The sequence below is a fragment of the Brevibacillus sp. AY1 genome, assembly GCF_029870785.1.
GTDB classification, from domain to species: Bacteria; Bacillota; Bacilli; order Brevibacillales; family Brevibacillaceae; genus Brevibacillus; species Brevibacillus invocatus.
Genome location: NZ_JAFLPN010000003.1, coordinates 18,915 through 33,532, shown reverse-complemented (window position 1 = coordinate 33,532; position 14,618 = coordinate 18,915). Strand labels below are relative to the sequence as shown.

Annotated in this window: 12 protein-coding genes; 5 read left to right on the top strand and 7 right to left on the bottom strand. The window is 52.3% G+C overall.

Going from position 1 to position 14,618, the window contains the following annotated elements:
* Positions 1 to 134: 134 nt before the first annotated feature.
* The gene (locus JZI27_RS04840) at positions 135 to 1,352 is read right to left on the bottom strand and encodes an MFS transporter (protein WP_280206944.1); all 1,218 of its coding nucleotides are present in this window, start codon (positions 1,350 to 1,352) and stop codon (positions 135 to 137) included.
* 124 nt (positions 1,353 to 1,476) lie between these two features.
* Between JZI27_RS04840 and JZI27_RS04835 the strand changes: the two genes are divergently transcribed.
* Positions 1,477 to 2,034 (top strand): helix-turn-helix domain-containing protein, encoded by a 558-nt coding sequence (locus JZI27_RS04835; RefSeq protein ID WP_251244334.1) that lies wholly within the window; start codon positions 1,477 to 1,479, stop codon positions 2,032 to 2,034.
* 54 nt (positions 2,035 to 2,088) lie between these two features.
* Here JZI27_RS04835 and JZI27_RS04830 read toward each other — a convergent pair whose 3' ends face one another.
* The 6 genes from JZI27_RS04830 to JZI27_RS04805 all read right to left on the bottom strand — a co-directional run bounded on the left by JZI27_RS04830 (position 2,089) and on the right by JZI27_RS04805 (position 11,085).
* A complete protein-coding gene (locus tag JZI27_RS04830; protein ID WP_280206943.1) occupies positions 2,089 to 2,946 on the bottom strand; it encodes an NAD(P)-dependent oxidoreductase in 858 nt (285 codons plus the stop codon).
* Positions 2,947 to 2,975: 29 nt separating this feature from the next.
* The gene (locus tag JZI27_RS04825) at positions 2,976 to 3,785 is read right to left on the bottom strand and encodes a pyrroline-5-carboxylate reductase dimerization domain-containing protein (protein WP_280206942.1); all 810 of its coding nucleotides are present in this window, start codon (positions 3,783 to 3,785) and stop codon (positions 2,976 to 2,978) included.
* A 97-nt stretch (positions 3,786 to 3,882) separates the two neighbouring features.
* Positions 3,883 to 4,563, bottom strand: coding sequence for a zinc metallopeptidase (locus tag JZI27_RS04820; protein ID WP_122911258.1), 681 nt, complete (start codon positions 4,561 to 4,563; stop codon positions 3,883 to 3,885).
* Positions 4,564 to 4,788: 225 nt separating this feature from the next.
* Positions 4,789 to 9,324, bottom strand: coding sequence for a glutamate synthase-related protein (locus JZI27_RS04815; protein WP_251244338.1), 4,536 nt, complete (start codon positions 9,322 to 9,324; stop codon positions 4,789 to 4,791).
* 247 nt (positions 9,325 to 9,571) lie between these two features.
* Positions 9,572 to 9,712: a hypothetical protein gene (locus JZI27_RS04810; protein ID WP_280206941.1), complete on the bottom strand. Its 141-nt coding sequence runs from the start codon at positions 9,710 to 9,712 to the stop codon at positions 9,572 to 9,574.
* Between the two features lie 83 nt (positions 9,713 to 9,795).
* Positions 9,796 to 11,085 (bottom strand): glutamate-1-semialdehyde 2,1-aminomutase, encoded by a 1,290-nt coding sequence (locus tag JZI27_RS04805; protein ID WP_280206940.1) that lies wholly within the window; start codon positions 11,083 to 11,085, stop codon positions 9,796 to 9,798.
* 66 nt (positions 11,086 to 11,151) lie between these two features.
* On the opposite strand from JZI27_RS04805, the gene JZI27_RS04800 reads away from it, so the two are divergent.
* From JZI27_RS04800 to JZI27_RS04785, 4 genes are all read left to right on the top strand, one after another.
* Positions 11,152 to 11,856 (top strand): protein phosphatase 2C domain-containing protein, encoded by a 705-nt coding sequence (locus tag JZI27_RS04800; RefSeq protein WP_348521356.1) that lies wholly within the window; start codon positions 11,152 to 11,154, stop codon positions 11,854 to 11,856.
* Between the two features lie 152 nt (positions 11,857 to 12,008).
* Positions 12,009 to 13,019 carry an ABC transporter ATP-binding protein gene (locus JZI27_RS04795; RefSeq protein ID WP_280206939.1) on the top strand — a complete coding sequence of 337 codons (1,011 nt, stop codon included), beginning with the start codon at positions 12,009 to 12,011 and terminating at the stop codon, positions 13,017 to 13,019.
* Positions 13,012 to 13,806 carry an ABC transporter permease gene (locus JZI27_RS04790; protein ID WP_122911255.1) on the top strand — a complete coding sequence of 265 codons (795 nt, stop codon included), beginning with the start codon at positions 13,012 to 13,014 and terminating at the stop codon, positions 13,804 to 13,806. The genes JZI27_RS04795 and JZI27_RS04790 overlap by 8 nt, the downstream gene beginning before the upstream one ends.
* Before the next feature lie 3 nt (positions 13,807 to 13,809).
* Positions 13,810 to 14,616 carry an ABC transporter permease gene (locus JZI27_RS04785; RefSeq protein ID WP_183185319.1) on the top strand — a complete coding sequence of 269 codons (807 nt, stop codon included), beginning with the start codon at positions 13,810 to 13,812 and terminating at the stop codon, positions 14,614 to 14,616.
* Positions 14,617 to 14,618: the final 2 nt, after the last annotated feature.

Here is a 14,618-nt window from a genome sequence, read left to right as displayed (position 1 = left end):
TCGGCTGTACGCTCAGCTGGGGTTTGTGGATCACGGTGACCGGTTTGGAAAAGAAATGGCGGTCGTATTGGATCTTTAAGGAAAAAAGCAAGCCAGTGTGACACTCTCTCGTGTTCCCACTGGCTTTTCCCGTTTTACAGGCTGGCAGCTTTTTCTTCTTGGAGCGGGATGGGAGCTTCTCTTTTCTTTCGCACCTTTAACGATAGAAGAATCACCGCTGCAAAAACGAAGAGCAGGGCCATGAAGGCATAGTTGTAGGTATTCGTCATATCTTTCACAGCTCCCACGACGATCGGCACAATCCCGCTAATCAAATAGCCGCCGAATTGAATCATCGCCGTCCACTGACTGGCTTCTTTTGGTGTAGAAGTCTCATCTAGGGGCAGAATCATCGTCAAGGGAAACAGTCCACCGGCGCCTATTCCCATCAGTACCGCGCAAAGCACAGGTGAAGCCATTCCAGTCAGCAGTAAGACGATACCCAGCATCGAGCTCATCGCACTGAGGATCAGCCAAGGCCTTCGATTTACGTTGCGATCCAGGAAAAGGGGTATGATCAAGCTGCCTACCATCTGAATGATGGAAAAAACAGTAGCGGTCGTTGCTGCATACGAGCTGGTGTATCCCATCTCTAGGGCTTTCGGTGCCAACCAGGTAGCGAAGGAATAGTAGGTACCTGATTGAAGGCCAAACATGAGCGTCAGGCGCCATGCGTATCGATTCCCCCAAGGCAGTGTGGTTTTAGGCTGGGGAGAAAGGGCGGATTCTGTTTTCTTCTGGGCTGACTTTTTCATGATTGGAATCCAGACGAGGATGCCCATGACCGCAAATACCGACCAAACGGCTAAAGCAATATTCCATGACTGATGAAAAAGCTCCATGACAGGCACGACCAATCCAGCACTCAGGGAAGCGCCAATGCCCATTCCGGCAGAGTATACCCCGATCATGGCGGAAGAGTGTTGCGGAAAGTGTTCCTTGATAAAGCCGGAAATCAATGGACCTGCTATCGCAATTCCGATCCCTGCCAAAACGGCTGTCAGCAATAAAAGGGATGAAAATGTGGACACGAGGCGCAAAGCTGTAGATGCCCCGATCAGTAAAATGGCTAAAGCAATGGTCCGTTCGATTCCCCAACGATCGCTAAGCTTTCCCGCGACTGGTGCAAAAATTCCCATGCAAAAAACTGGGATAGAAGTGAGCAGGCTAACCGTTATGCTAGAAATATGCAAGTCGGACTGTATATCTTTCAACACCGGGGAAATGGAGGTAATCGCCGCACGCAAATTCATGGAAATCACAAACAAAGCGAAGATGCTCCACAGGATTGTGCGTTTGTTAGGTTGTACCATGATAGGCCTCTCTTCTTTTTTTATATGTGTCGCGGGTTATCTGTCTGGTATACTATAGGGAATGGAAAACACATATAATTAATCATTTTGTATAGTATAGTATACTTTTTGATGGAGGTAAATTGTGAAAGACGCAGAGCAGGAAGTAACGGGACAGGTCGGAAGCAATTTAAGAGATATTCGCAAAGCTAGAAAGCTCAGTCTCGAGGAGCTGGCCACCTTATGTGATGTGAGCAAATTGACTTTGGGAAAAATCGAAAGAGGCGAAGCCAATCCGACGCTTCAAATCTTGTGGAAAATAGCGAGAGGGTTACAGATTCCCTTGTCATCATTGCTGTCGTTTCAAGATGACATTGCGCTGTATCGATTCGCAGACAGACATTCGCTGGCGGGGCACAATCATGATTGGTTCGTGGAGCCCTTATACAAGACGAACGGGACGATGGAATGGTATCGTGCCTGTATCGAGCCTCACACTAGGCACCGTGAATTCCACCTGGAAGGATCAGAGGAAACCGTCTTTGTATTAAACGGCCAGCTGGAGCTGATGGTCGGGGCGAAGACCTATCATTTGGAGAAGTGGGACGTGATCCGCTTTCAGGGTGAGGAGCAGCATACGTATATCAACAGCACGGATGAAAAGGTGTATCTCATGCTGTCCCTTGCCTATACAAATGCGTAAACATAAAAGGAGATTCATCCAAACGCGTCTTGTTCTGGATGCTCTCCTTTTTCTTCACTTTTGGTTGCTCAAGTACCGTAAAATCGCCATCAGATCGAGGTCGCCCATGCCGTTCTCCAAAGCATGGCGGTAGCTGGCTTCAGCGGATTCAGCCAAGGGAGTCGCGACGCCGGCTTCCCGAGCCAGGCGCAAATCCTTGGTCATATGCTTCAAAGCAAAAGCGGCAGGATAGTCGTCAGCGAGGATGGACGGTGCTTTTCCGCGAATGAGTGGTGTCCCTACTGCGCTCTCCGAGATGATTTGCAGCATTTGTTCGGTGCCGATCCCGAGGGAACGAGCGAAGAGGATGGTCTCTGAAACACCCTGGACAGTTATGCCCAGTAGCAGGTTGATCGCCAGCTTGGCGGATGTGCCAGCCCCGTTCGGTCCCAGGTGAAGAGCGATTTTGCCCAGCTTGTCCAGCAATGGCTTTGCTTCCTCAAAGTCTTGCTGTTCCCCTCCTGCCATGATGACCAGCGTAGCTTCCTTGGCCGGTCCCACACTGCCGGACACCGGTGCGTCGAGGAAGCGCAAGCCGACTCGCTTCGATTGCTCGGCGATCAGGCGCGAGGTCTCGGGTGAGATTGTGCTCATATCCACCGCCAGTTTGCCCTGCACGCTGGCTGCGGAGAGGATGCCCTGAGACCCGGTATAGATCTCTTTCACGGCTGCATCATCGCTGACCATCGTAAAGAGTACGTCGCAGATTTCTACCAGGTGTGCAAGAGAATCAGTGTTTTTAGCCCCTTTTTCGAGCAATGCCACTGTTCTTTCCGGCGTTCGATTCCACACGTACAGCTCATAACCTGCTTGAAGCAGATTGCTCGCCATCGGTACTCCCATATTCCCCAAGCCGATCCAACCGATTTTCATGACGAAATGTCTCCTTTGTATGAAATTTACTAGAGCTGTTTTTTTACCATTTCTTTCAACATCGCATGCTTGGATTCTGTCATGTCAAAAAGCTCGTCGAATCCGTCGGGCAGTCTTTGGTCCAGTACGCGCAGCCCTTCTTCCGTAATCCCGCCTTTGGTGGCAACACGCTCGATCAATTGATCAAACCCGAGCTGCTCGGCTTGCAGCAGCTTCGCTGTCCCTAACATCGTTTCTACAAGCATCTCGCGGGCCGAATCAATCGAAAGTCCAGGTGTTTTGCGGACGGCAGCCTGAGCGAAGGACTCCATGATTCCGGCGAGCAGTCCTGGTGCGCTGCTGGTCAGAATCGTCGCGGTCTCGATCTCTTGCTCTCCGATACCCTCTGCCACGCCGATCGACGATAAAAGGGCGACCAGCTGCTGTTTTTGTGCACTTGAAAGCCGGCTGCTGCAGGTATAGAGAGAGACACCGCGCAATTCCTGTGACGTCACCGTCGGAATAACCTTGCTCACAGCTCCTGTATGTACAGCTTCGAGGTCTTCTATACGGACACCGGCAGCCACAGAGACGACATGTACGGGTTCAGGAATAGTCAGCTCCCGGAGTAGCGGGAGAATATCCAGAGGCTTAGTGCAGACAAAGAGAAGCTCTGAGCGTTCACAGACCTCTTGGGCAGAGGAGGCAATCTCCAGGCTGTATGGTTTTTGCAGTTTCTCCGCTTTTTCACGGGATCGATTATAGATGATCAGATCTTTCGGCAGGACGGCTCCGCTTTTGCAAAAAGCGTTGACCAGCATTTGTCCCATACTGCCTAATCCGATTATTCCGATTTTCATTGGTACACCCCCTGTCCTATTGTAGCGCAGCCCATGAAAAAAAGGTACAGTCCCCCATGAAAAGGAGGGCTGTACCTTGCGTTTTAAACGAAGCCAATTATTCGTCCGAGCTGCGGAAGATCATGATGTACTTGATCAGCTCCAGAACGGAGATCAGGGCAGCCGCTACGTAAGTGAGTGCTGCGGCACCGAGAACTTTGTTGGCTCCGCCTTCCTCTGTATTGCGGATGAAGCCCATTTTGACCATCTGCTGCTTCGCACGGCTGCTGGCGTTGAACTCGACTGGCAGGGTCACCAGCTGGAAAGCGACCGCACCGGAGAAGAAGATGATCCCCAGGAGCAGAAGTCCTGACATTTGGAACAGCAATCCTCCCAGCAAGAGGAATGGCGCAGAACCGGAAACCAGGTTGACGACCGGGAACATGCGGTGACGAGCGACCAGCATCGGATAGGAAACCTTGTGCTGAATCGCGTGGCCAACCTCGTGACAAGCGACGGAAAGCGCTGCAATCGAGTTGCCGAAGTAAACGGGATCAGACAGGCGCACGACGCGGGAAGTTGGATCGTAGTGGTCTGTCAGCGTACCAGGGATGTGCTCGACCGGAACATTGGTCAATCCATTTGCATCCAGCATGCGGCGAGCGGCTTCGACTCCGGTCATGCCAGAGGAAGCTGGAACTTCCGCAAACTTTTTAAAGGTCCCTTTGACACGGAATTGCGCCCAGATTGAAAGACCAAAGGCGATGAGAATCAGAAAGTCCATCGGGTGAAAAAACACGCAAAATCACTCCTTCATGTATGTTTAGCTTCATGTTTGCTTTTTTTATTATCATGCAATGCGTGTACGTATTATGTTTACGAAATAACCAGCTGTCAGTTTCATTTATTATTGTACAATCCCTGACTAACTTTGACAATATAAACGAAGGCTTATATTGAAGAAAAAATGCGCGCTTCCCGACTGGGGGAAGCGCGCATGTGCGAAACAAGTTGTTCACGTTGATTACTCGGTGGAAACAGACGGGTCAGCCTGCTCCTTCTTCGGTGTGATCATGACAAAGTGAGAAGCAGCGTCATCGATCCATTGCTGGACACGGCTGGCTGTTTCGTATTGCTCGGTGGCGAGCAGCTCTTCCTTGTAGGCGCCGAGCAATTCAGCCACATCGTTCTTGCCCTGTTCATCCAGCTTGTAGAGGAATACCTTGGCACCTTTTGCGATCCGGCGTTCCAGTGCGGCCTGATCAAAGCCCATTTCCGGATTGAGCTTGGCGTAGACGACCCCTCCGGTCATCCCTGCACAAATCCAAGGACCTGGATCGCCCAGTACCACTGCACGGCCATTGGTCATGTATTCAAAGGCAAAGCCCTTCAGGTTGGCGCGAGCGCCGATGCCGCCGAGCTGGTCGTTGATCGGCTCTTTGATTTCGCCGCCAAAGACCACGTCTGCTCCGGAAAGGCGGATACAGGCACGGGAATCCGCATTGCCCTGCACGATGAACAAGCCTTTTTGTGCACCGTAGCAGAAGCTTTTGCCGACAGAGCCATTGACGTACTCGCCTTGTAATCCTTTTGCCTTCAAGATGGAGACGCGACCGCCAAAGCTGGTTTTGCCGACGCCATCCTGTGCGCCGCCTTGTACTCGGATGTTGACTCCAGCTACGTTGTAGGCAGCCAGACCGTTGCCAGGCACGCTGCCAGCCACGAAGTCGAGCGATACTTCAGGCAGGGAGCTGTAGCTGCCATCCAGATGGTTTTCCACGCGAGCACCTGCCCAGCGGCTGCCGAGCACACGCTCTCCGGAGAGGATGCTGGTGAACGTCTCCTTGATCGGACGGTCAGCGCTGAAGTAACGGGAATCGCTCGCGACAGCTACCGAGCCTGCGGCTACCAGCACACGCTCTTCTGCCTCTTCGACTGCTGCCGATGCAGCTGCTGCTTTGTAGAGCGGATGCACAGCGAGGAGGGCAGTCAAATCGATTTTTTCCTGCAAGCGAGTTTGTACCAGCAGATCAGAGCGTCCGACCAGGTCCTGGGTACGGCTAAAGCCCAGCTCTGCCGTGATGCGACGTACTTCATCGCCGAACGCGGTAAAGAATGTTTTCAGACCGGATACAGCCAGATCGGTCTGACGAGGCACGAAGCGGCGCAAGCCTTTTTCATGCGCTTCCTCCATCGAGTCGATCTGTGTCGCAATCCCGACGTGGCACGTATCCAGGTGGCAGCCACGGCAAGTTGTACAACCGACTGCGATCATTGCCAGGGTAGCGAAACCGATTCGGTTGGCGCCCAGGAGCATCAGCTTCACGACGTCTGCAGCGCTCTTCACGCCGCCGTCTGCCCACAGCTCGACCTTGTCGCGCAGGCCAGCTTCCAGCAGGGCGTTGTGAGCAGCCTTGACGCCGATCTCAGCTGGCAAGCCTACGTGCTGCAGAGCATGCACACGAGCTGCACCTGTCCCGCCATCAAAGCCGGAGAGCGTGATGAAGTCAGCTCCAGCCTTGGCTACACCGACTGCAATCGTTCCGATATTGGGAACAATCGGCACTTTGACGCAGATTTTTGCTTTATCATTGGCGGTTTTCAATTCGGTGATCATCTGAGCCAGATCTTCAATCGAGTAGATGTCGTGGTTGTTGGATGGCGAGATCAGGTCAGAGCCGACAGTTGCATTACGCGCCGCGGCAATTTTAGGAGTCACCTTGGAGCCTGGCAGGTGTCCGCCTTCGCCTGGTTTTGCCCCTTGGCCGATCTTGATTTCCAGAATGTAGGCTGCGTTGGCCAGCTCTACGTTGATTCCAAAGCGACCGGATGCGACCTGGATACCGCGTGTATGGCGATAGCGGCCCAGCATATCCTTGATCTCCCCGCCTTCCCCGTTCATGCAGATCATGTTGAGCTGATCGGCTGCTTCAGGATATGCGCGAAATGCGGTCTCGTTTTGCGAACCGAAGGACATGGACGAAATCAGGAATGGCAGGGAATGATCACCAACACTGATGTCTACGGTCTCTGGAGCCACTTTCTTCTCGGCCTGATCAAAGGCAAAATCGGCCACATGGCGAATCGCGATCGGATTCTCCCGTTCGTTTTCATCCAGTTTCAAAGCGTAATCGGAGTAAGGAATATCGCCTGCTGCCATCTGCCCGATCGCTTTCCAGAGACGCGGGAAGATGTGGAAGGTCTTGGACTCACGTGCAGCCTCGTTGGAATAATCCGCATGGCGCTTCAAGCTGTCTGCCTGCAGCTCATCAAAGGATAGACCAGCCTGTTCGGAGCCGCAGAAGTTGACGATGCCAAGCGCCTCGGCCACATTTTGGCGAAGACCGATGGACGAGAACAGCTTGCCGTAGCCGCGCAGTTCGTGAATACCGATGGTGGAGGTGACCTTCTCCAGTCCTTTGTTCAACGCGCTGTACAGATTGCCAGCGGAGGCTGCTGCGTCCTTGGCAAAGGCAGTCGCAAACATCAGATATGGCGAGATGGCATCTGCGCCAGAGCCGATGGAGAGTGCCAGATCGTGCAAGGAACGGATCGCGCCAGAGCGCAGGATGATGCTCGCTTTGCGGCGCAAGCTGATGCCTTGTTCGTCGAAGGCTGCTTTCAAGCCCTGGTCCACAGCGGTGACAGCGAGCAAAGGATCAAACCAGTATTTTTCCTGCTGATGCGTTTCAGTATCGTCCAGAATGAGCAGAATAGCGCCGTTTTTCACTGCTTTCAGAGCGGATTCCTGCAAGTGTGCAAGTCCAGCCTGGAGGCCGTCCTGTTCAGTAAAATGCGTCGACAGGATCGCGATGCTATGCGGTGTATTGTTGAAGTAGTGGATCACCTGCTCAAGCGAATGTGTGCCCTGTTTTTTCGCTTCATCCTGCAGGGATTTGCCCTCCATGAGTATCGGAGAAGGAAGCTCCATGCGCGGATAGCTGCCTTCTTTGCCTGCGAGCGGCACGCGGGAGCCAAGCACCACGCGGGTGGAGAAATGCTCCATTTCACGATCTCGGTCAATCGCAGGGTTGGTTACGACCGCAACGCTTTCTTTCACGTAGTCAGCCAGATTTTGCCGCTCTTTGGAGAGAGCACCAAGCGGTCCGTCGTGCCCCAGGGAACGAATCGGTTCAGCGCCGTTGGAAGCCATCTGCTCCACCAGCTGCACCTGCTCGCGATCCCAGCCGAATGCGCTGTAGATAGGAGCAGTAGGAGCTGTCGCATCCGGTTCAGCTGACAAGGTTTCCAACTGATAGGCGTAATGTAGATGCTGGCTAGAGCCTTCCGGTTTGATTTTTTGCGAAAAACGCTCAAAAATGGCTTGCTGGAGCTGATGATGTGCGATGATTTCGACATCTTTGTCCTTGTGCAGCACGACACCCACTTTTTCTCCTGGTGCCAGTGATTTTGGCTCGCTTGCCATATCTTGCGCGAGGATGACGCCCTGTTCAGACGAGAAGTATAGGGAAGTCGCACTTTCTACCATCCAGAGCGGTCGCAGGCCGAGCGCATCGACACTGAAGACACATTCATTGGCATAGCGAGAGACGATACCGGCAGGTCCTTGGGCAAAATGCCCCCATGCCTGACGCAAGTAAACGTACAGATCCTGCAGATGGGCAGGGAGGTTTTTCATTTCATGATGAATCGGCGGGAAAACCACTTCCATCGCCTCGAAAAGACTCAAACCGTAGCGGTGAATGAACGTTTCGATGGTGCGGTTGACGTTTTGCGAGTCGCTGCCGCCATTTACCAGAGGCACTCCAAGCATGTGGGCTTCTTCTTCCAGCTTGCTGATCGTATTGATCTCACCATTGTGGCCGAGCAAAGAAAACGGCTGAACGCGGAAGAAATTGGACAGCGTATTGGTGGAGTAACGGTTGTGACCAATCGTTACAGAAGAGAGGAAGCGCTCATCTGCCAAGTCATGGAAGTAAAGAGGCAAAATATTGGCGGCCCCCATCACCTTGTAAGCACTGGTGACCGGGCTGAGTGACGCGACGTGTACATGGTGTGCCGCTTCGATCGCGGCATGAATGTCAAACAGGCGACTGGCATAAGCAGCATCAGTCAAGCCTTCTGGAGCGAGAATAGCCAGCTGCCAGAAGATCGGCTCATCGCGCTTGCCGTTTTTGCCAAGTACCTGGGAATTTACGGAATTTTCACGCTCCAAGAGAATGGTGAGTCCGTCATCGGTAAACAGGGTGCGAATCTGTTGCTGAACGTCCTTGGCATCGTGTCCGGTACGTGGCACGAACAAGTGGGCTACGGCAAAGCGGGAGTCAGAGGAAAGACTGCCGTCCAGGCCAGCTTCTGCCAAATAGCTGGACCACAGGGCGCGCGGAATATCTGTCAAGACCCCACAACCGTCCCCTTCGCCGTCAATAAAGCCAGAGCGATGCTCCATTTGGATCAAAGAGCGGATGGTCTCCTCGAGATTTTTGCGAGTAGGTGTTCCTGATTTTTCGACGATGCAGATGATCCCACAGCTGTCGTGTTCGATATGGTGGTAATTTTGAAAGCTTTCGATGGTTTCTTTTTTGTCTCTGTTTAGCATGATTTCCGGTCAGTCTAGGCTGACCACCCACCTCCTTTAAACAATTCTGAAACTTCTAAAAATAATGTAGGAATTTAGAATAACACGAACAGGGAATCAGCACAATAAAGGTGAAAAGCATTTCTGAGAATGTAAGCGTTTTAATTCTAATAAAATTTTGTTTATTGATAAGAACTCACATTTTTTATGATAAAAAGACGGACGTATACCACCATTTACCAATGGCAGATACGTCCGTTTTTGGGGTCTAGCGATCGTGATTTTGTGTTTTGTGATGTTCGGTTTTTCGTGGATTCTGGAAACCAACGACCTCCAACATTTTCGAACTCATTTTAGAGTCCAGGGTTTTCTCAGGTGCTTTCGGGTAAATATTTCCGCCTTTAGACATAAAGATCCCCCTTTGCTGGATACGAACATGGATAGTATGCCCGTGTCATCCAGCACAGGGAGACGTAATCTTTTCCAATTGACCTACAGCGCGGCAAAGCAGCGATCCACAGCCGCGATGGTCTTCACAATATCTTGCTCCGTGTGGGCTGTGGTGATGAACCAAGCCTCATACTTGGACGGAGCGATGCAAATGCCCTCTTCCAAAAGCAGGCGGAAGAATCGGGCGAATACCTCACTGTCTGCCTTTTGAGCGGTATCGTAATCGTACACGGGCTCATCTATAAAGTAGACGGCCATCGCGCCTTTGACACGGTTGAGCTGAATCTTCACGCCGTGCTTTTGTGCAGCTTCGCGAATACCTGCTGCAAGCATCTCGCCCAGGCGCTCAAATTCCTCATAAACACCAGGCTGTGACAGGACCTCCAGGCAGGCGATTCCGGCACGAATGGAGGCTGGGTTGCCAGCCATCGTTCCGGCTTGGTAGGCGGGCCCGAGTGGTGCTACCTGCTCCATGATTTCTCTGCGTCCACCGTAGGCACCGATTGGCAATCCGCCACCGATGATCTTGCCCAGAGCTGTCAAATCCGGTTCCACGCCCAGCAGATTTTGTGCACCACCATAGCAGAAGCGGAATGCGGTGATGACTTCATCGTAGACGACCAAAGCGCCTGCAGCATGCGTCAAGCGGTTGACCTCTTCGAGAAAGCCAGGCTCTGGCTCCACGATTCCGAAGTTGCCGACGATCGGTTCGACGAGAACGCAAGCTGTTTCGCTGCCCCATTTTTCGATCGCATCCGCGAAGGCTTGCTTGTCATTGAACGGAACAGTGATGACTTCGTTGGCGATGCTTTGCGGGATGCCAGCGCTATCTGGAATGCCCAGGGTGGATGGCCCTGAACCAGCAGCCACCAGCACCAGATCCGAGTGTCCATGGTAGCAGCCGGCGAATTTGATGACCTTGATCCGATTGGTGTACGCCCGAGCGACACGGATGCACGTCATGACGGCTTCCGTACCGGAGTTGTTAAAGCGGATTCGCTCCATCGAAGGGATGGCCTTGCGAATCATGTTTGCAAAGGTAATTTCCCATGGCGTAGGTGTACCGTAGAGAGTTCCATTCGCTGCTGCCTCCGTAATCGCCTTGGTCACATGCGGGTGAGCATGTCCCGTGATGATCGGACCATACGCGGCCAGGTAGTCTATGTATTGATTTCCGTCTACGTCCCAGAAGTAAGCACCCTGTGCGCGTTCCATCGAGACAGGTGCGCCCCCGCCCACAGCCTTGAAGGAGCGGGATGGGCTGTTGACACCCCCGAGAATGACATCCATCGCTTGTTCGTGAAGTTGTGCAGATCGTTCACGATTTTTCATCGTTTTCCCTCTTTTCTGTTCCCAAAAGTCAATCCCTATCTTACCACAAGGGGAAGAAGCGTGGATATGAACGCTGGCATCTGGTTGATGAATGCGTATGTGATCAACCAGGAACAGCGTGTGTTTGCGGTAATCGACGGGGTCTCTTCGCTGAGTACGGGCGTGCAGGAGTCAGAAGCAGCACGAACCTCCGGAGCACGTGCTGCCGAGCTGGTGAAACGCAAATTGGAAGCCGTGGATGGCAAAGAGTTGCTGACAGCCTGTCTAGTGGAAGCCAATGATGCGCTGCGTGAGGAAATGCTTTTGGCTGAAGTGGATCTGCAGAAAAAAGAATACCTTTGGGGAGCAGCTGCCGCTGTCGTTCGCGTGCAGGATGAGCATATTGATTACGCCCAGACAGGTGATTGCATGATTTTTGCCGTGTATGCAGACGATGCTGTGCGCCCGCTCACCTACCCGCAAGTCCATCATCTGGAGAGAATCGCGTTCGCCAAGTGGGAAGAAGGGATCAGCCAGGGACTCTCGACGCGAGAAGCGTTGATTGCGAGCTGCAGGAGCATTTTGGCAGAAAATCGCTATCAGGCGAATATTCAGGGAGGGTACGGCGTGATCAACGGCGATTCAGCCTGTAGCCAGTATATAGAGTATGGAAAAATCAATCGTACCGATCTGAAAGCGATGGTGTTATTGACAGACGGCTTGTTCATGCCTCGTGCATACATTATACAGATGAGCTTATGGCATTGGAAAACAGTGATCCCGAATGTATGAAATACGTGCGATTCAAAAAGTCGGATGACAAAACAGGCATCTACATCCAACTGGCATAATGCAGTTTCCAGCACATTGCTTTTTGCACAAATGGATGGCCTCATATACACTTACAAATGGAATTCAACGAAGAGCAAAAAGGACGGTTTTCCATGATTGAAGTTAAACATTTGCAAAAGGAATTTCGCATCCATCAGGCCAGAGCCGGTCTTGGTGGTGCTTTTCGTGACCTGTTCAGTCGCGAATACAAAGTAGTGAAGGCAGTCGATGACCTCTCCTTTCACGTTGAGGAAGGCGAGATGTTCGCCCTGATCGGGGAAAATGGGGCAGGTAAATCGACGACGATCAAGATGCTTACCGGAATTCTGACACCGAGTGAGGGAGATATCCGCATTAACGGATTCGTGCCTTTCAAACAACGTGAGGAATATGTTCGCTCGATCGGAGTCGTCTTTGGTCAACGTTCGCAGCTGTGGTGGGACTTGTCCCCGATGGAATCATTTCGGCTGCTGAAGAGTGTCTACAAGGTGGATGAAGTCGAGGGGGAGAAGTGGCTGCAGCGGTTGATCGAAGAGCTGGACATCACCTCCTTCGTCAGTCAGCCGGTACGCAAGCTGAGTCTGGGGCAGCGGATGCGCTGTGAGATTGCGGCGTCCCTGATCCATAAGCCGAGACTCTTGTTCCTCGATGAACCGACGGTGGGTCTGGATGTTCTGGTGAAGCAAAAAATTCGGGAGTTCTTGCTCAATCTCAACGAGACCGAGAACACGACGATCCTCTTGACCACGCACGACGTGACAGATATTGAGGCATTGTGCAAGCGCGTGCTCGTCATGGACAAAGGAAAGCTGATCTTCGATGGTCTGTTGACGGATCTGAAAGAAAGATGGGGCAATGGCACGGAGATTTCGTTCCAGATGAAAAAGCGCACGCAAGCAGGTGAGCTGCGTCAGGCATTGGGCGAGCTTCCCTGTGAGATCGATCAGATCAATGACTATGCGCTGCGTGTGAAGGTGGCACGGAGCGAGGAAATGCTGCCCTTTGTTCTCTCCACGGTCATGTCCACGTTTGAAGTAAGCGATGTGAAAATTTTGGAGGCAAGCACCGAGGATATCGTACGCAATATCTACTCGACGGACAGCGAGGTAGCCAGCCATGCGTAAGTTGTACATGGAACTGATCCGCATGCGGTTTCTGACCATGCTGGCTTATCGGGTCAACTACTACAGCGGCATTATCATCTACGGGATCAATATCGGGGCGTATTTCTTTTTATGGTCGGCGATTTACGGCGGACAGCAGCAGCTGGGTGGGCTGACGGTCGAGCAGATGACCTCGTACGTGGCTATCGCCTGGATGTCGCGCGCTTTTTACTTCAACAACATCGACATGGAAATCGCGCAGGACGTGCGGGAGGGCAAGGTAGCGATCGAGATGATTCGCCCCTACAACTACCTCTCCGTCAAAACGGCGCAGGCTTTTGGGGAAGGGATCTTCCGCTTTCTCTTTTTCGCAGGGCCGGGTATTTTCTTGATCAGTCTCGTCATCCCGTTTCGTTTTCCTGCCAGCGGAGAGGACTGGGGACTGTACCTGATCAGTCTCATGTTTGCCTTCCTGATTAATACCCAGATCAATCTGGTGACGGGCTTGCTCACCTTCTTCCTGTTACGCAATGACGGCATGATGCGGGCGAAGCGTGTGGTTGTCGATCTGTTGTCCGGTCTGGTGCTGCCGATCAGCTTTTTCCCGGGCTGGGCGCAGACCGCGATGGGCTTTTTGCCCTTTCAGGCGGTCAACTACTACCCCAGCTTGATTTTTACCGGAGCTATTTCCACGGGACGCGCTTGGGAGCTCATCGGGCTGCAGGTCGCGTGGGTACTGATTATTATGATTCCGATCTTGTTTCTGTGGAGAAAGGCTAGGCACAGACTGGTCGTGCAGGGAGGGTAGAACATGCAAAGCATACAAAACGCCAAACACATCTTCCAGATCTTTGCTGACTACCTGAGTCAGTACTTCAAGACCAGGTTGGCCTACCGGGCTGACTTTCTCGGTGATCTGATCTCCAATCTCGTCTCCGAGCTGATCAATCTGGTCTTCATTGTAGTCGTCTTTACGCATGTGCCGCTGATGAAGGACTGGACGCGCGATGAGATCATTTTCATCTACGGCTTTTTCCTGGTTCCGTACGCACTGTTCTCGATGTTTTTCGGCTTTTGGGACTTTAATGAACGATACATCATTCGCGGAGAAATGGATCGTATCCTGACTCGGCCGATACACAATCTGGCACAGGTTTGCCTGGAGTCCATTGCGCCTGATCGCATCTTTGGCGTAATCTCCGGGTTGATCATCATGGGCTATGCCGCGATCCAGCTGGATTTGTCGTTTACCTGGTACGATCCGTTTCTGTTCGTTGGTTTGGCGATCAGCGGCGCTCTCATTTACGGGGGAGTGTATACGGCGATTTCGGCGATCAGCTTTTTCTCCGACTCACGCACTGGGATTACACCGATGATTTACAACATTCAGCAGTACGGCCGCTATCCCGTTGATGTCTACAACAAAGTAATTCGTTTTGTCTTGACCTACATTTTGCCGTTTGCCTTCGTGGGGGTCTATCCTGCCGCATACTTTTTGCGCAAGGAGACCTGGTATACCTACGCGGCGATGACACCTGTCATGGGCGTGATCTTTTTCACGATTGGCGTGGTGGTGTGGAACTGGGGAGTCAGCAAGTATCGAGGAGCGGGATCTTAATC

Excerpts from the sequence above, each read along its gene's own strand:
- JZI27_RS04840 (WP_280206944.1), bottom strand. The coding sequence starts at position 1,352 with ATGGTACAACCTAACAAACGCACAATCCTGTGGAGCATCTTCGCTTTG.
- JZI27_RS04830 (WP_280206943.1), bottom strand. The coding sequence starts at position 2,946 with ATGAAAATCGGTTGGATCGGCTTGGGGAATATGGGAGTACCGATGGCG.
- JZI27_RS04825 (WP_280206942.1), bottom strand. The coding sequence starts at position 3,785 with ATGAAAATCGGAATAATCGGATTAGGCAGTATGGGACAAATGCTGGTC.
- JZI27_RS04815 (WP_251244338.1), bottom strand. The coding sequence starts at position 9,324 with ATGCTAAACAGAGACAAAAAAGAAACCATCGAAAGCTTTCAAAATTAC.
- JZI27_RS04810 (WP_280206941.1), bottom strand. The coding sequence starts at position 9,712 with ATGTCTAAAGGCGGAAATATTTACCCGAAAGCACCTGAGAAAACCCTG.
- JZI27_RS04805 (WP_280206940.1), bottom strand. The coding sequence starts at position 11,085 with ATGAAAAATCGTGAACGATCTGCACAACTTCACGAACAAGCGATGGAT.
- JZI27_RS04800 (WP_348521356.1), top strand. The coding sequence starts at position 11,152 with ATGAACGCTGGCATCTGGTTGATGAATGCGTATGTGATCAACCAGGAA.
- JZI27_RS04795 (WP_280206939.1), top strand. The coding sequence starts at position 12,009 with ATGATTGAAGTTAAACATTTGCAAAAGGAATTTCGCATCCATCAGGCC.
- JZI27_RS04790 (WP_122911255.1), top strand. The coding sequence starts at position 13,012 with ATGCGTAAGTTGTACATGGAACTGATCCGCATGCGGTTTCTGACCATG.
- JZI27_RS04785 (WP_183185319.1), top strand. The coding sequence starts at position 13,810 with ATGCAAAGCATACAAAACGCCAAACACATCTTCCAGATCTTTGCTGAC.